10 protein-coding genes and 1 pseudogene are annotated in these 16614 nt (G+C 60.6%); 1 reads left to right on the forward strand and 10 read right to left on the reverse strand.

Going from position 1 to position 16614, the window contains the following annotated elements; translation table 11 throughout:
- Positions 1–173: 173 nt before the first annotated feature.
- From AC57BR_RS04825 to AC57BR_RS04860, 8 genes and pseudogenes are all read right to left on the reverse strand, one after another.
- On the reverse strand, positions 174–2399 hold the full coding sequence (locus AC57BR_RS04825) for a CHAP domain-containing protein (RefSeq protein WP_496358616.1): 2226 nt from the start codon (positions 2397–2399) through the stop codon (positions 174–176).
- Between the two features lie 413 nt (positions 2400–2812).
- Complete coding sequence (locus AC57BR_RS04830; protein ID WP_496358760.1) at positions 2813–4498, reverse strand: hypothetical protein; 1686 nt, start codon at positions 4496–4498, stop codon at positions 2813–2815.
- 270 nt (positions 4499–4768) lie between these two features.
- Positions 4769–5074, reverse strand: a pseudogene (locus tag AC57BR_RS04835) (GAP1-N2 domain-containing protein); the annotation flags it as partial.
- The gene (locus AC57BR_RS04840; RefSeq protein ID WP_496358617.1) at positions 5064–6263 is read right to left on the reverse strand and encodes a hypothetical protein; all 1200 of its coding nucleotides are present in this window, start codon (positions 6261–6263) and stop codon (positions 5064–5066) included. The gene AC57BR_RS04840 and the pseudogene AC57BR_RS04835, both read right to left, overlap by 11 nt.
- Before the next feature lie 18 nt (positions 6264–6281).
- Entirely contained in the window at positions 6282–6983 is a 702-nt protein-coding gene (locus tag AC57BR_RS04845; protein ID WP_496358618.1) for a hypothetical protein, read from the reverse strand.
- Between the two features lie 582 nt (positions 6984–7565).
- The gene (locus tag AC57BR_RS04850; protein WP_496358620.1) at positions 7566–8564 is read right to left on the reverse strand and encodes a DUF8320 family protein; all 999 of its coding nucleotides are present in this window, start codon (positions 8562–8564) and stop codon (positions 7566–7568) included.
- The gene (locus AC57BR_RS04855; RefSeq protein WP_496358621.1) at positions 8561–9760 is read right to left on the reverse strand and encodes a sensor histidine kinase; all 1200 of its coding nucleotides are present in this window, start codon (positions 9758–9760) and stop codon (positions 8561–8563) included. Before AC57BR_RS04855 ends, AC57BR_RS04850 begins: the two co-directional genes overlap by 4 nt.
- A gap of 5 nt (positions 9761–9765) precedes the next feature.
- Complete coding sequence (locus tag AC57BR_RS04860) at positions 9766–10443, reverse strand: LuxR C-terminal-related transcriptional regulator (protein ID WP_496358622.1); 678 nt, start codon at positions 10441–10443, stop codon at positions 9766–9768.
- Between the two features lie 834 nt (positions 10444–11277).
- Here AC57BR_RS04860 and AC57BR_RS04865 point away from each other — a divergent pair.
- The gene (locus AC57BR_RS04865) at positions 11278–14382 is read left to right on the forward strand and encodes a beta-helix domain-containing protein (RefSeq protein ID WP_496358623.1); all 3105 of its coding nucleotides are present in this window, start codon (positions 11278–11280) and stop codon (positions 14380–14382) included.
- Between the two features lie 110 nt (positions 14383–14492).
- On the opposite strand, the gene AC57BR_RS04870 is transcribed toward AC57BR_RS04865, so the two are convergent.
- Positions 14493–15044 (reverse strand): DUF3090 domain-containing protein, encoded by a 552-nt coding sequence (locus tag AC57BR_RS04870; RefSeq protein ID WP_496358624.1) that lies wholly within the window; start codon positions 15042–15044, stop codon positions 14493–14495.
- A gap of 1130 nt (positions 15045–16174) precedes the next feature.
- Positions 16175–16612: a DUF4913 domain-containing protein gene (locus AC57BR_RS04875; RefSeq protein WP_496358625.1), complete on the reverse strand. Its 438-nt coding sequence runs from the start codon at positions 16610–16612 to the stop codon at positions 16175–16177.
- Between the last annotated feature and the right edge of the window lie 2 nt (positions 16613–16614).

The raw sequence follows: 16614 nt of genomic DNA on the forward strand, positions 1-16614 counted from the left end.
CCGCTTGCACGCGGATGTCTGTGCAGCTGAAGAACCCAGACCGGACAGGAACCTGCTCGCGGACCCGGGCACCGAGGCGGGGAACGTGTACGCTTCCGGACCATGGTTTGGACCGGGAGCGTCACGAGTTTCTCACGAAGAGCTTGCGTCAATGCCTTAGATCGGCATGAGTCCTAATCTTTGAAGTGGATGTATTTGTATGTTCCGGTCGCTACGTTGCGGGTGTGATAGAGACCTGTGAATCCGTAGTTGTACTCTTCCAACGTCACGGTCCCGCTTCCGACTGCGGCGACCCAGGCTACGTGGTTTCCCTGCGTGTCCCATGCAACTGAGCCAGGCCTGGGTGTCCAGTCAACCGAGTATCCGTGGGCCGCTGCCCAGATCCCCCAGTTAGAGGCGTTGCCGATGGCACGGGGCATCTCGAAGCCGTTCCGAGAGTGCAGCCGCCATGCTGTCCAGGATGTGCATTCTCTGTTGTAGTAACCCCATGAGTCCACGAGCGAGTCCTGTGCGGCCGACCTCCAGTTGGAGGGGTAATCGTCAACCATGGTGCCGGAGCCGGTGCCGCCCTTTGAAGACCATAGGGCGCGTCCTCCTCCGTACAGCACAAGGTTCCCGTCGTCCTGCATGACCAGGTGATCGCCGGGTGAGCCTGTGGTGTTGGAGGCCCAGGCAGCTCCGGAGGGGCCGTAAAGGACGGCATTCCCGTCCTGTTGCACGATGAAGGTTGGGTTCGTGGCGCCGACGGTGTTGCTGGCCCAGACGGGAGTGCCGCCTTGATAGACGACGGCGTTACCGTCGCCCTGGACAATGAATCGATAGGCGCCGCTGAGGGATTTGAGGTACTGGCCGGCGGTGAGGGTCTGGTCCCGGTTCAGGGCGTCAATGCGGGTGCTGGATGCCCAGTATGGTCGGTCGGGGCCGTAGACGACGGCGTTTCCGTCATTTTGGAGTATGAGGGCATTGGCGGGGGTGCCGGGGGTTCCTGAGCTCCACACTGGGTTGGTGCCAGCGTAGAGGACAAGGTTTCCGTCTTTTTGCATGGCCAGCATGGTGGCATCGGTTCTGTCGGTTCCTGATGCCCAGACCGCGCGGTTCTGGAAGGTCTCCACGAGGTTGCCGTCTGCTTGGAGCACCAAGCGGTATTCCCCGGAGGAGGATTCCAGGGACTCGCCCACGAGCAGGACGTTGGTGGCTGATAGACGGTCTGTGACTGCTGGGGCAACGGGGGCGGTCGGGGCGCTTGCCTTGCTGGCCGTGAAGTACCCGCCCTTAGTGCCGGTAACGGTGACGGTTAGGGTTTTGCCTACATCCGCGGGCGTGGGGGTATAACTGGAGCTGGTCGCGCCGGCTATGGTGACGCCGTTCTGCTTCCATGCGTACTGCAGGGTCACGGGTGCCGGGGCCCATGTCCCCGGCGCAGCGGTCAGTGGGCGCCCCGCCTTGGGGGTGCCGGAGATGGTTGGTGTGGGTGCTGTCAGCGCGCCGCCGGTCACTAAGGCTGTGGGTTTGCTGGTCCTCGTTGTGGTTATGTATCCGGCCTTGGTCCCGGTGACGGCAACACTGACGGCCGTGCCGGCGTCGGCATCGGTGAGTTTGTAGGTTGCCGCGCGTGCGCCGGTAATAGCGGTTCCCCCGCGTTTCCACTGATAGGACAGGGTGACGGGGGACGGTCCCCAAGGGCCGGGAACAGCCGTCAACATGGAGCCTGTCTTGGTGCTGCCGGATATTCCAGGTATCGGCGCCGAAGTGAGCGCCTTTGGATTGAGCACCGCAGCGGTGGGCGCACTGGTCCTGGCTTGTGTTGTGAAGCCGGTTTTAGACCCGGTTACGGTCACGGTGATCACACGGTTGAGGTCTGTCGGGGTGAGCGTGTATCCGGCAGTTGTGGCGCCGAGGACGGCCTGGCCGTTGCGCTTCCACTGGTACCTGATCGCGACCTGCGCAGGTCCCCACACGCCAGGATTGGCAGTAAGTTTCTGGCCGACTACTTTCAAACCGGTAACGACAGGCACGCGTGATGTCAGCACGCCTCCGGTCACTGGGGCTGTGGGCTTGCTGGTCTTGGTCGTGGTGACATATCCGGCCTTCGCGCCGGTGACCGAAACAGTAACGGCCGTGCCGGCATCGGCATTGGTCAGCTTGTAGGTAGCGGCCCTTGCGCCGATAATTGCAACTCCGCCACGCCTCCACTGATACGAGAGCGCCACCGGGGAGGGTCCCCAAGCACCGGCAATAGCTGTCACCACAGCCCCGGCCTTGGCCGTGCCGGAAATCGCAGGTACCGGCGCCGTCGCGAGTGCCTTCGGATTCACCACCGCGGCCGTGGCAGCCGGCGACACAACCAGGCTGAACCCGATGAGCAGAACGAGGAACCCGAAAGGTCCCAAGCGCGGCATACGCAAATAATGAGATTGACGGGGCGGGATGTTGAACGCACTCAGCTGCTTTCTCCGTCGAAATCCGACCGCTGACCAGCCTGCAAGCTGCCAGCCTTCCTCATGCGTTACCCGTTGTGCGCAGCCCTGAACCAATCGACGAATGTCGATCATGATTTCCCCATTTCCCCAGCCGGACGGCTAAACCGTCGAGACCACTGACGGTTTAGACAATAACCACGCTAATTTTGAGATCTCATGAGAAATCTGAAATTGATCGAATCTTGCGTAAAAACTGCTTTTCATTCGTCATATGCGGACCCATCCGGGATGTGAAATGGTCGAGCCAAATTGAACGCCCGCAGAGGGCGCCGTCACGGAAAAGTTGCAGCCGACTCGAGATCCCGTCAAAATTGCTCTCACATCCATGCCCGTCACCCTCTGCTCGTTTCATACACGTCGATGAGCCATTTCTGCGCGGCTTTTCCAAGGTGCTCCTCAAAAAAGGTGATCACGTCGCGCTGGGCTTGTGGGTGACTCGCCCCTAATGCATGTAAAGCTTGAGCGGCGAGTCTGTTCAAAGAGGCCGCGTGTCCCCGTCCCTGTTTGGAGAAGGGACTGAGCAAAAGAGCTAGCGTCGGCTTCGCCCCCGCAGACTCGTGGTACCAGCCGACCTCTTGTAAGGCGCGGACCGCAGGTCCCGGGGCGCCAGTTGTCTGGAGGGCTCGGATTCCCGCGATAAGGAATCGTTCGGTCACGCGCTCCGGGTCTGGCCCGTATGCGTCGTCCAAAAGTTTTGTCGCCATTTCTATTTCCCCCCGAATATAGGGGTTGAGAACTAGGAGGTGATCGGCTGCTACGGCCGACGCAAGAGCGCGTTTATCTTCGGTGAAGGAGGAAATAGCGTTCTTGAGCTTCGACGTCTTACCTGGTGCCGCACTGGCCAATAGCCGCTTCCAGGGGCTCGAATCCCGTGCCCTGCTGATGAGATCATCCAAGGCGTCGCTGTAAGCAACAGATGGGTCTTTTAGGAGCAACGCCATGTGTGCATCAAGGAGGGATGCGATTGTGTTGTTGAGCGCCGCTCGGGAAAGATCACAACGGAGTACGATGCCGACCATCAGGTCGAAGGCATCCCGGACGTCCATTCCCGCCAAGGTTTCCTGGATGGCGCGCCCATGCTGTGGCTGCAGGCACACGGCATGACCTTCCGGAAGGCGGGCGACCGAATCTTGGAGAACAATGCGGCGATCGGAGACCGCTAGTGGTTGAACCAGCTCCGCGTAACTCGCCGGATCGGTTTTGAAGAGCCGCGCGCAGAGTTCCCCCAGCTTCGGAATTGCCGCGGGTGGCACCTGATGCTTGCTGCGGATGAGATTTTGCAGGATGCGCAGTCTTAGGGACTCCGGAATACCGTCATCAGCCAACCATGTGGCACTGGCTGTCGTTATGACTGTCTGCTCCACGCTTTGAGCCATAGGTCCGCCAATGGAAGTCACGCGGCCAGCTGCCCGGATTAGGGGCCGTGGCCATGCGGTCGGCGCAGTGAAGTCATCGCGTGAATTTGCCGCCGCTATGAACTCCTCTGCCAGCGCGTTGGTGAGCAGCGGGCTGAGCATTTCGAGCCGTTCGATGAGCTCGGCGGCGGGAACTGCGAAGCCGAGTTGCCGTGCGCTCCTTCGCCCCAGGGAGTCCCACGTTTCAGCAGAGACAGAGTCGCGGTTGCGCAGCAGTGTTTCCAGCATCGGCAGCTCGGATTTCACGAGTGAAACGGATACAGCCTCCTGAACTCGACCGAAATCAAGGACGTCCTGGATCGTGTGGGGCGACGCTAGACCGGGCAGGAGTTCGGCCGCTTTCAGTTCCTCGTCCTGGCTGAGTCGTCCCATGATCGCGGCGACTGCGCGGACCCGCTGAAGATTGGTACCGGAGAGGGTATCTGAACCCAGCAGTTGAGATAGGCTCGCCAATTGTTCGCTTTTGAGGATGTATGCGGCGGCCAGCAAGGCGTCGCGGCTTGGTGGGGCTTCGTTCGGAATGGATGGCGGGCTGCGAACCAGATCGAACCATTCTGCCTGCTCGCCGTGCTCCAATGTAGAAAACGACCGTTGTTCTACCACTGTTGGAAGTCTCATACAGATGTTTTGGAGCGCGGAAACGAGTTCGTCAGGTGTACCGTCCAAAAAAAGGGGCTGCTCCCCGTCCAGTATTTTCGACAGGACACGGCTGGACACTGAGTCAGTGCCCCTGGGAACCAGCAGCCCTTCCCCCAGACCCGGGTTCATTGCTGCAGAATCCACGGTGGGTAGCTGTCCGCCCGTGGTGGGCTCATCTTCCGGGGATGGACCTGTCCACCAAAAGTCAGACCAGTAGGAACTGAGTATTAATGATGCCGGGAGCTCAGCAGGCGTTCCTACTATGACGTGTGCCGCAAAGTTGCCTGGGTGGCCTTGTTGTGCGTCGGGGAGGAAGCATCGGGAGAAGGCGAACCGCAGGTCCCCGTGGCTGATCCAGCCGAAGGATCGTGGGGCTGATGTCGTTCCGGCCGGACGGTGGTAGCGGCACAGGCGAAGGGCCAGATCCCAAACCGGGCCTCGACTGTTGTAGAGGCCTGAGGATGCAGCGACAGGCTGGTACTTGCCATACCCCTGTAGTCCTTTTTTTGCCCATGTATAACGAAGTTGTTCAATGGGCATTTACTTGCCCAAGCCGAATCTGCTCCAGGACAGTTCCTAATGGATCAAGGACCCTGACCGGATTCGGCCGTCCGTTGGTTTTGGCTCGGCTGGCATCATTCCCTAGGACGGAAACTGCGTGGAACGTCGTCGGGTCGTGGGAATCAGCCAGGCGCAGCAACTTTTGCTCGTTCAATTCGACCAGGAGGTTACGGACCTCGTCTCCTGCTGATCGGACATCTTGGCGCCAGTCCTGCGCCCGGCCAGGTACATCGAATTTGAATGAGCGGTTCAAGGCATGGGAGATCAGGTCCGATTTCGAGATGGTCAAAGCCAGCGGCACGCCGCCTCCGCGGACGGGCCTTAGCTCGCGCAGTGTCATCTCCAGCAAAGCGCCCTGATCGATGTCGCGATAGCCGACCTCGTCGACAATCAGCTCGGGCAAACGGGCCGCGACTTTGTGCATGTCGAGGGGGTCAGCGATGAAAATTAGCCCGTTTGCGCGAGAAACAAAGCTGGCGGTGGCCGCTCGTGTTCGTCTGTCGATGAGGGCTTCCCCGCTGACGTCGTGGGTGACGAGGAGGAAGGGCTTGGATTCGCCCATCGTTACTTTGAACATGAGGGGCTGCTTCTCGATGTGGTCTGCGACCGGGGTCGCGTCCAATGAGTGTTCCCCGTGAAAAAGACCGCGGTAGTACTCGCGATGCAATCTGGAAGCGGTGTCTTCCAGAGGTTCGAATGACTGTACGCCGTAGGAGGCGAGGCCTTCATTGCGGGTAGCTGCCGTGAGCGTTGAACCGAGGAAGTAGCTTTTGCCTGCGCGGTTTAGCCCCACTATGGCGAGTACGTAGGCATCGAAGTCGTCGAGCTCCTCAGGCAGCGGAGTCTCGCAGTTGGTGCATGCCCGCCTCGGCAGGTCGGATTGATCGAATTCTTCGGCGAGTTTTGGAAGGCGTCCCAACATGCGGGATAGCCGGCTGGTCTCGCCGAGGCTGCTCGCCGCCTTTAGCAAGGGAAATTCTCCAAGATAGGTAGTAACTGAACGGCCCGAGGGTGTAACGGAAGGCTTGGTATCCAGCTCCGGTGATTCCCCGAATACGGGGGCGAAACGCGCCGCTTTGACAACCGAAGTGCAAACGATCGGGCATTCAGCCAAGCTGAGTATTGTGCCGCAAAACGGGCAGGAGCGTTTGACGTCTCGCTGTGCCATGTGACTGCCTCCCTGGCCCTAAAAGTCGAACGGATCTCGAGAGCTTGGCTTGTCAGCAGATCGGGGCACACCGCCGCTTGAGACCGCCGCTGACGGCGCGGCCCCCCGACGCCGCGCCCAGAGCGACGCTGCACGACCCATGACGGAAGCCCCACTTTTCCGATCGTCCGTGAAAATGAACACCATCACGACGCCAGCCGCGAAGGCGAGGTTCGGCACGGCCCCGGCCCCGATGAGAATTCCGTTGGCAGTGGTCACGGAGGCATAAACCTCAATGAACGAGGCCAACGCCAGCATGCCGACGAAACACAGCAACCGCATGGCGAACACTTCATTTTTCCGGTATGCCCTGACCATGAAGAAGCCCATTCCAACTCCGGCCAGGGCCGGGATGATGGATGCTACGGCGGCGGCAGAAGCGCTGGCTGCCCGCCCTGAAGCAAGCCCTCCGGCCATGAACGCGGCAAAACCCAGACCACTCGCCTGGGCACCAAGAACGACCATGGCCCCGACAAAGAGCGCGAGGGACCGCTTGAGCCGTTCACCGCCAGCATCGGCCCGGATAGCGGTCAGCACGAGAACCATGAGGAATAGGACCATGGATCCGATGAGAAGGCAGTGAAGCAGAACGTTGAACACCACGGACCAGAACGTTTCCAAGTTCTCCCCCCATTCAAAATAGTTTTCATTGAGGCCAGCATTGCTGCGACGGCCCCCCATTCCCGTCGCAGCAACTCAACGCAGGCTATTCGTGAGGAAGCGAGCGTGGGGAACCTCGGAAGGATTACCGGGCATTTGTCACCGGAAGAGGTGACAAATAACTCCGACGTGCGCATGGTGAATCACCCTCTGCAAGAACAACGAAGCCTCGCAACAGGCAATACTTCCCAGACGTCAACACGTTCGAGTCGGCATCGAGGGCCCGATTCAGCGGACGCCTCACCTAAAACTTCCGTGACGGCAGAGGGAGTTATGTTCTCGAGCTTCGGCCGAAATACAAAAGATCGAGGAGAAAGTATTTGCGGGTCTGCGGCCGTGAGGCAGTAGTCAGCACGTACGTGAAGGGCCGGCATTCAGGCTGACCCATGGCACGATCGTCCCTGCGTGCAGTACACACAACGTCCGCCGAAAACCGCACGGTTCAGCGGCACCTGGACCATTGGCCGGAGATCGAGAGCTACCTCCGAAGCAAAGTCATTGCTCCGATGTCCTCATGATGAGAGTGCCCAAGGTCTATGGCGCGGTCATTGAGGATCGCCGTATCCTGCTCCACCAGTCAGAGTGGGCGACGGTCAGGCAGGTTTATGGTTCTGACACGGCCTCTGAGAATTCGACGAACGTTGTATCGTCCGGGTTGTCAGGGGTCGAGGCGTAAATTGTGACCGCGAGCTCTCCTCCCTGTGGCCTGGCCCGGGCTGTGACTGTCCCGGTGCGCGCCTGGTTGAGGACGCTGACGACACGTTCGGAGACGGCCGCGAGCATTCGCGGGGTCAGGGCCTGACGCCGGTCATCCAGGAGTTGCACGGTAACGCCTCGTTCGCGGGCCCTGCGGGCCGCCTCGACGACCTCGACCGTCGCAAGGACGCGTCCGCGTATTTCATCCCGGAACTGGGCCTCTGCGAGCTGGAGTTCTTGCCGTTCTTTGTTCGTGATGTCATGGCCGGGGTCGGCGATGCGGGCCAGTGCCGGGCCCGCGACGTCCCGGACGTGCTGTAGCCACTGCGTGCGGGCGACATGCAGGGCCTGTTCGGCGGCGTACCAATCGGCGGCGGCCTCGGCGTCGGCACGGTACTGGCCGACCTTCCGGTCGTTGCTGCGCAGCAAGTGGCCGATCCCGGTGCCAACGAGAACCCAGCCGACGGTGGCAATGTTCAGCATCAGTCCACCCATCACGCCCATGGACGCTCCTGACGCCCAGACGGTGGTGAGGATGACCGAGAGGAGCACCCCGATCCAGGAGAGCGCGACCCGGCCGCGGATGTTGACAGCGACCAGCAGGGTGTAGGTGGCGGCCAAATGCCAGGACGCGTAGCCGGGCCACCTATCAGTGGGAAGAACGCTGCCGATCAGGAGAATGACTGCCACAGTACACGCCAAGGCGAAGATCCCTGAGGCGAGTGGCAACGTGCCGCTGCTGGGTTTGAGGACGACTGCGACGCCGGCGAGATAAATGACCATCGCCAAATACACTGGCCACGGCGAGGAGACCATGTCCAAGGCAAGCAGGCCGAGGGTGATGTGCACGGCGACGAAGACGACGCACAGGACCGTCATGACCTTGGTGGAGATCGCCCGGATCATGCCTCCTCCCCTTCCCAGCCCACCCGGATTTCGGTTCCAGCACGCGGTGCCGCGGTGACCGTCGCCGAACCCCCGGCTGCTTCCATGCGGCCAACGATGGACACTCGGATACCGAGCCGTCGGTCGGATACGCGGCTTGGATCGAAACCCATGCCGTTGTCTTTGACGGAGACGTTGATCTTGGCCGTTCCGGCGGTCCGTTCGCCCATCAAACTGATCTCGCAACGGGTTGCTCCGGAGTGCCGACGGGCGTTCTGGACGGCCTCGGTTGTCGCTTCGAAGATGGCACGCACGACGTTGCCGGGCAGGAGCAGATGCTCGGGTGATTCGCACACAACGGCCACCACAGGCTCGGAAGCTCCAGACCCGACACTGAAGCGGATCCGGGCCGCAACTTCAGCCAGGGACGCCGGCCCGGCTTCCGACCATTCACTCCCCTGCTGCTCGAGACGCTCCAACGCGCTTCTGGCCAGCCGGGCGCTGGCGTCCCGTTCTTCGCCCGAATCGGCATGGGAGGCCGTTAGCAACGCGGTCATGACGGAGTCGTGCAGGAGCCCGTCGAGACGGAGCCGTTCATTACTTAGCGCCGTCGCAGACGCGGCTTCGCGGTACTGATCAATGGCCTGCTCCGCGGCGGTATCGGCACGGTCGGCGGCGTGCCTGAGGACGCCGATGGTGACGCAGATGATGAGGCCCAGGACGGTGGCGAAAAGAGCATCCTCCAGCGCCACCTGTAGGCTGGCTGAGCCGCCCTCCGGCGTCGTCCTGACGACAACAAACACGCCGCCGATCACAAGCGTATACAGGCACCCGGCCCGCGCCCCGAGGCTGAAGGCACACCACGCCGCGCCGACATTGATCATGGCCCATAGCCACGGCGTTCCGAAGCCGTCTGGGACGGTCGGCGGTACGCCCAGCGGCCATGTCGCCAGGCCGGCAAGGACCAGGACAGCCAGGACACCAGCTATTGCGGACAGCGCCCGTCCTCTGACAGAGGCAAGCGTGAAACCCGCGACCAAAGCCAGGAAGAGCCAGAGGAACAACGCATTCCACCAGTCGGATGCGTACTTCGTCTGGCTCGCCATGGAACCAGATGCCTGGAGCAGCAGGAGGAGGGCGAAGGCTGCAATACCCCGCCCCATGAGACGGTGAGTGTCCAGAGCCGAGATCCCGGCCGGCAACGTCGGTTTGTTCACAGTGATCAACGTTTCCTCAGCGGCAGCAACGGCGGCAGGATGCCGTCTTCAACGGCACGCCGGTAGAGGTCGATCTTGGTACCGGCCGGGCGGCCTGCGGCCTCGTATTTCTCCCTGATCCGGTCGATGTTTTTCTTCACGGTACTTTCAGCGACGCCCATCCGGCGTGCCACCTGGTACTGCCCCAGGCCGGCCGCGTAGAGCGCGATGCATTCGCGTTCCCTCTCAGAGAGGCTCGCCTCCACAAAGTCGGTGTCGACTTCAATGGCGGCTGCTAATTCCTGACTATCGATGGTCTCGCCGGCCGCAATGCGGCGAAGTTTGGCAAAGGTCTCGAGGATGGGTTCCGATTTCAGCGATACGCCCATGGCCCCGTTGGCGAGGGCGTCCTGGATCTGCCCGACGTTATCGCCCAAGGTAAAAACCAGAACCTTGTAGCCTGCTGCCGTCAGCCTCGCGACGTTCTCACCAGGCTGGGTGCCGTCGGCCAAAGAGAGGTCGAGGGCAATGACATCGCAGATATCTGTTCCGGCCCCCAGGAACACGTCAACCGTCGGCGCAGCACCTTTGACTACAATCCGCGGTGTCCTAGTGCCGGATTCTCGGGATGCCGAGACAGCGAATCCGATCCGGACCGCCTCGTGATCGTCAACGATTCCAGCACGTACTGTTTCCAATCCCATTGCCCCCTCTGCGATCGGACAGCTCCGATGAGGATCAGTTTGGGGTTCGATTCAAAGTTGTACCAAGTGTGACGCAAAATTCTTCACAATCAGGACGCATGTCCCCACTTCCGGTGACAGCAGAATTGTTGTCGTTGGCCCCATCTCTGGCGCCTGATGCTCAATGGGGCGCCTCTGGGCGGGATTGCGTCCATAACGAGTCCCGTCTCCAAGGCGGCGGCATACGTTGGACCTGTATGGACAATTGCGGCTGTTTCCGCATACATTTCGGCCAGCTTGCATTAAAAACAAATGGGGGAACCAGTGGCTACAGCCCGGCCTAGTCGTGTCCTGAGCGTTTCTGTGGTGTTGGCCCTGTTCCTGGGACTTGTCGGACTGCCAGCCGCATCAGCCGCGGGTCTCTTGCGTGCGCCCGTACCGACCGTCTCCGGTGTAGCGAAGGTTGGATCCAGGCTCACGGCAATTCCAGGAGTCTGGGGTCCGGCGCCCGTGACCCTGAAGTACCAATGGCTCCGCTCTGGCCTTCCGATTACCGGCGCGACAGCATCCACCTACACGGAAACTGCAACGGACCTGGGGAAGAGCCTCTCCGTGAGGGTGACCGGATCCAAGGCAGGCTACATGACGGCGGTCAGGACCAGCAGGCCAACAGTCGTCGTTACACCCGGCGCCCTTTCCGCTCCCGTCCCCACTGTGTCCGGCGTAGCGAAAGTAGGATCCAGACTCACAGCTCTTCCCGGCGGCTGGGGCCCGGCCCCAGTCACGCTCAAGTATCAATGGCTTCGCTCCGGCCTGACGATAACTGGCGCCACGGGCTCCACATACACCGAAACCGTGGCAGACCTTGGAAAGATCATCAGCGTCCGGGTGACCGGATTCAAAACCGGCTATACAGCTATTGCCCGGACAAGCAGGACAACCGCTGCTGTGGTTGCGGGAACGCTCTCTGCCCCCGTGCCCGCCATATCCGGGGTGGCAAAAGTCGGATCCCTTTTAACGGCCGCGCCCGGAGCATGGGGACCCGCACCGGTAACCCTGAACTATCAGTGGCTGCGGAACGGAACAGCGATAACCGGAGCGACAGCCGCCACGTACAGCCCCGCCCTCGTTGACCTCGGCGTCCAGATTGCCGTAAGGATCACAGGATCCAAGGCAGGCTATGCCACGCTGACCAAAACCTCCGCGGCTGCCAGCATCAGCACAGGGGCACTATTCGCCCCCACGCCATCCATCACAGGAACACCGCGTGTTGATGCGACCCTCACCGCGGTTCCCGGCACATGGACAGCTTCCACTAGTTTGACCTACCAGTGGCTGCGTAACGGAACCGCGATTCCTGGCGCAACACAAACTACCTACATACCCACTCCCCCGGAGCTGGGTAGCCAAATTGCTGTGACGGTCACGGGTTCCAAGACCGGCTATACGACGGTTAGCAAAACCTCCCCGAATGGCACACCCGTAGCTCCCGCCACACTCACGGCCCCCACACCGACCATCACTGGAACAGCTCAGGTGGGTTCCACGCTCACAGCGAGTCCCGGTACGTGGGAACCAGGAGAGGTTTCGCTGACCTACCAGTGGGCCGCAGGCGATCAGAGCATCCCAAATGCCGTAAAACCGACATATGTCCCAGCGGACTCTGACTTCGGTAAAACAATCACAGTGACCGTCACCGGAACAAAAGCCGGCTACACAACAACGAGCAAGACATCCGACAGAACGGCTCCCGTCGCTACGGCAGGGCCCACCCGCGTCTCGGGATCGCTGACTGCAAACACCACCTGGTCAGGACCGCGGGTCTACGTCATTGATTCAGGACTGATTGTTCCGGTGGGGGTGACGTTAAGTGTTGAGGCTGGGACGGTGGTGAAGTTTCAGAGCTCGGCGCATCTGAGTGTGTCGGGGACGCTCGTGGTCAGCGGAACGGCCGCAAACCCGGTGGTCTTCACTTCGTTCAAGGACGACACTGCCGGCGGAGACACCAACGGCGACAGCGGAGCCACCACCCCGGCCGCCGGGAACTGGAGTGGCATCAGTGTCAATGCCGGGTCGCTGACGGCGGCTCATCTGTCCATGAAATATGGCTCCTACGGCATCTCCGGCGGCTACGACCCCGTGAAGTTCGCCGTCACCGATTCGACGCTGACCGACGCCGGGTCCAGCGGGATCGATGCGAGCCGCAGCGCCGGATACGGTAACCGGCTCAGTGAAATCCTGATCACGGGGAACACCCTGACCAGGTCGGGCAACATCAGCGTTTACTCCGCGAGCACCGAGACGGGTGCCATCCCCGTTCAAGTCAAGAACAACCTGGTCTCCGGTCTCACCGACGCCACCGAGCCCTACCAGTTCTCGGACAGCAGGCTCCAGCCCTCGAACCTGACCGGGAACACCGGCTCCGGGAACAAGGTCAACGCCATCAGAATCGGCGGCACGCTGACCGAAAACTGGACCATGCCCACCACCGGCCTGCCCTACGCGATTTACTCGACGGATCTGATTGTTCCGGTGGGGGTGACGTTAAGTGTTGAGGCTGGGACGGTGGTGAAGTTTCAGAGCTCGGCGCATCTGAGTGTGTCGGGGACGCTCGTGGTCAGCGGAACGGCCGCAAACCCGGTGGTCTTCACTTCGTTCAAGGACGACACTGCCGGCGGAGACACCAACGGCGACAGCGGAGCCACCACCCCGGCCGCCGGGAACTGGAGCGGCATCGGCAACTATGGAACTGTCACAGCGAACTACTTAGAAGTACGCTTCGCGGATAACGGGCTGATCGTCTTCCCAACTTTCGAAAGCGGCACCCCAAGCATCAAACTTAACAACACCAAATTCACTGGAATCTCAGAGACCTGCCTTTCAGTCACCAGCGCTGACGTGACGAGCTACTTCCACGGGACAGTGCGTGACTGTCCAGTCGGTGTCAACGCCTCCTCAAAGCTTGACGCACGCAACGTTGACTGGGGAAACTCAACAGGTCCTGGCATCGATGGAAATCCAGCCTTGATGAGTCCCGCGACAGAGGTTTTTCCCTGGGTCGGAGCCACGTTGCCCGCTCCGATCACCACCCCGCCAGTTTCAGCACCTACCCGAGTCGCGGGGAAATGCCCGAACTACCTGTTCCTTGGCATGATGGGCTCGGGCGAAGGAACGCAACCGAACAATTCGGACAAGCTGGGCTCTGAAATCCGTGCGATATTCAACGGATTCAAGACGCAGTATGTAGGCGAAAACGGCACCGCCAACTTCACGTATCGTGCGATCGGTATCCCATACGAGGCAAACCCTGTACCAATGTTTGGAGACCCAACCCGCACAAAATGGTTGGCGATCTCTGACATCGGCAACTACGTTCCCGGTGCTTGGGACGGGTCAGTGAAACTCATCATGCAGCTACAGGACTCCGTTAGCGAATGCGGCGATACAGGCCAAAAAATTGTATTGGCAGGATATTCGCAGGGGGCATGGGCTGTACATGCTGCAGTGCAGTATCTAGGAAGCATCAACTCGCCCCTGCTCGATCACATCGCGGGTGTAGCGCTTCTTGCCGATCCACTTCGATCAAAGGCCATCACATTTCCGAATGGCGCCGCCGATCCTGCCCCCGTCAGCAACGGGGCTTCAGCGACATACCTCGGGTGGGCCTCCGTGAGTTACATGGATTGGATCAAGAGTATGGGTCTGAAGGGCTTCCCCTCAGTACCTGCCGTCTCTATGAGCGATTTCAGTTATCCCTCGGCGCTTTATTCCAAGACCATCGAATACTGTTCACGTGGTGATTCAGTCTGTGATACTGGTTCCCTCCTGAAGTGGCCCCAGGTACTCGTATTCGGATCCGCCTTCGACAGCGGTGTGCAAATACATACCAGCTACAGCGAAGCGGCAATGAAGGAATTCGGCGCATCGCTAAGGAAAAGCGCGGTTACGGGGGCCGGATGAGGATGCCACCTTGGTCCAACTCCTGAAGCGGAGGAGGGGATACGGCGACACCATTCCCGGTGGGTCTTGCAAATGCGCAGCCCAAGACTCGCGGCCGTCCGCCGTCAGCATCAGACCTCGGGAGGAGTGCAGATATGTCCGCCGGCGTCTACGGGATAACCGCAGAGCGTGCATCTGGGACGTCCGGCTTCTACTACTTCACGTGTGCGCTTAGCGAATGCGCGAGCGGTGCCTACCGGCATCCGCACCAACAGCATTTCGGGTACTTCATCGCCGTCCTGATCAAGGGATTCGCCGTTGTCAGCGTCGACATCGGTGATGGGGTAAGCCTCTATGACCACATGCGCCGTCGTCGGATCCCAACCTAGGCTCATTGCGCCGGTTCGAAACTGCTCCTGAACTGCCTCGAGTGGATCATTGTCGACCAATTCGATGGGAGTCCTGGTGGGAACACTGAAGCGGTTGCCTTCGACGGTGATGAGCTGATCGAGAATCTCGTCAATTTTCTCGGCGAGCAGAGCGGATTGCTGCTTCTCCAGAGCGACAGAAACAATTTGCGTCCCTGTGCGTACCTGCAGATAGAACGTGCGCGCGCCCGGAACGCCGACGGTGCCGATGACGACGCGATCAGGCCAGACAAACTCGGGAACACGTGTAGGCATGGCAGTATTTTATGTCTTGGATCCCTAGCGATATGAGACGTCTTCGCTCTTCCCTGAGAGCGGTCGTGACTCCACTGATGAGGTCGCTTAGGCACGCGCAAATAAGACGAACTTGATGTTTTCCGGAGTGATCCGGCGATAGGCGGATCAGTTCGTGGTAGACAGAACAGACCACAGACACTGGGGGACGTTGTGATGGAACCGGTTAGATTTATTGATCCGTTTGAGGCTGAGAAACCGGCTTCGACGGCGCCTGTGCCAAAGCCAGCCCCTGTCTCTGGTCCTGCCGCCGTACCATCAGCGGCTGTGCTCTTTTCTTCTCAAGGCCCGTGAACGCGAAGTGCACCGACTCATCCACGACCTCGCAGTTCTGGCGACAAGACAGCAGCATCCGCCGGGCGGGTAAGGTCCGGGCAGTTGGGTTCGAAGTGCGATGGATGATCCCCGGACGTTAGGTCTTCTCGTGGCATTTCTGGGTACGTTCACGGTAGCGGCGCTGATTTTCTTGCTCTATGTCATTGCTCTTTGCGTGCTGCTCACTCTGGCGGGGATAGGCCAACTGCTTGCCTGGGTCTTCAATGCCAGCGCACCGGTATATGAAGCAGGAAGGGCAGAGCGCCCGTTGGCCGTCACGCAAGAGGGGCGACACTACTCCTCGGCGGGAGCTGGAAGCAACAAGATCAGGTAGACGCAAGCCGCGGATGACGTCGACTTCCTGGCGGAAAGGCCTAGTACGAAGCGGGCCGGCGACCTGAGTGCCCCTGAACGGGCACTCTCCGGCGCGTCGCCGGTCTTCCATCGGATTCGGCGCACCCACAGGTCCAACCGAACACTGAAGCTCCTTCTTCTGTCTCGAACCTCACGTCTTGAACCCTTAGCGTTTCGAGACAACGGGCAGGAGTCGAGAGTTGCGGTTGCGCAACGACCTGTTGCGTAATTGTCCAACGACAGTCTGGACAATTAGTTCGCTGCCAACAGCCGGGGACAATCCTGTGGATTATCCACCGCTACGGCTGCTGAGGGAGCTCCCCCGATGGCTCCCGATTTCCAGCCGTGGATAACCCGGATTGACCCCGAATGTGGACAGCTTGAAGCCACCGGACGGACCACGAGCTCCCCTCCTTATTCGTCTATGCGTGTTGATTCCGGACATCGGGGAACCAACCTTCCGGGGCCTTCTTCGGCTCCAGATGGTCTGGGTCACGGTGCTTTTGCATGTCGCAGTTGTAGAAGGGGCCTTGTGGGTCGAGGAGGACGCGCATGTGGTGGTCGGCGTGGTCGCGCCACCAGACGCTCATGCCGGTGGCTGGGTCGAGGCGCAGGTGTTCCCAGGCGCGCCACAAGGCGGCTACACGTGAGACGGCCTCGGGGTGGAAATACCACTCGATGCACCACTTTGCTGATTTCCCGGTGACGCTGCGGACGTAGGTGGGCAGCAGTTGCTCGTGCAGGAATTCTTCGGCCGACCCGTACACGAGCTCCGGTGCCTTCTCCTTGCCCCCGTCATCACCGGTGCCGGGTTTGGGCACGGGAGTGTCTGTATCGAACAGTCCGAAATCATCTGCCATGG

It is taken from the genome of Arthrobacter sp. BGA-UO-ETr-C19, assembly GCF_059568005.1.

What these genes read in the sequence shown, in the direction of transcription:
- AC57BR_RS04825 (WP_496358616.1), bottom strand. Translation starts at nt 2,399, where the DNA reads ATGCCGCGCTTGGGACCTTTCGGGTTCCTCGTTCTGCTCATCGGGTTC.
- AC57BR_RS04840 (WP_496358617.1), bottom strand. Translation starts at nt 6,263, where the DNA reads ATGGCACAGCGAGACGTCAAACGCTCCTGCCCGTTTTGCGGCACAATA.
- AC57BR_RS04845 (WP_496358618.1), bottom strand. Translation starts at nt 6,983, where the DNA reads ATGGGGGGCCGTCGCAGCAATGCTGGCCTCAATGAAAACTATTTTGAA.
- AC57BR_RS04850 (WP_496358620.1), bottom strand. Translation starts at nt 8,564, where the DNA reads ATGATCCGGGCGATCTCCACCAAGGTCATGACGGTCCTGTGCGTCGTC.
- AC57BR_RS04860 (WP_496358622.1), bottom strand. Translation starts at nt 10,443, where the DNA reads ATGGGATTGGAAACAGTACGTGCTGGAATCGTTGACGATCACGAGGCG.
- AC57BR_RS04870 (WP_496358624.1), bottom strand. Translation starts at nt 15,044, where the DNA reads ATGCCTACACGTGTTCCCGAGTTTGTCTGGCCTGATCGCGTCGTCATC.
- AC57BR_RS04875 (WP_496358625.1), bottom strand. Translation starts at nt 16,612, where the DNA reads ATGGCAGATGATTTCGGACTGTTCGATACAGACACTCCCGTGCCCAAA.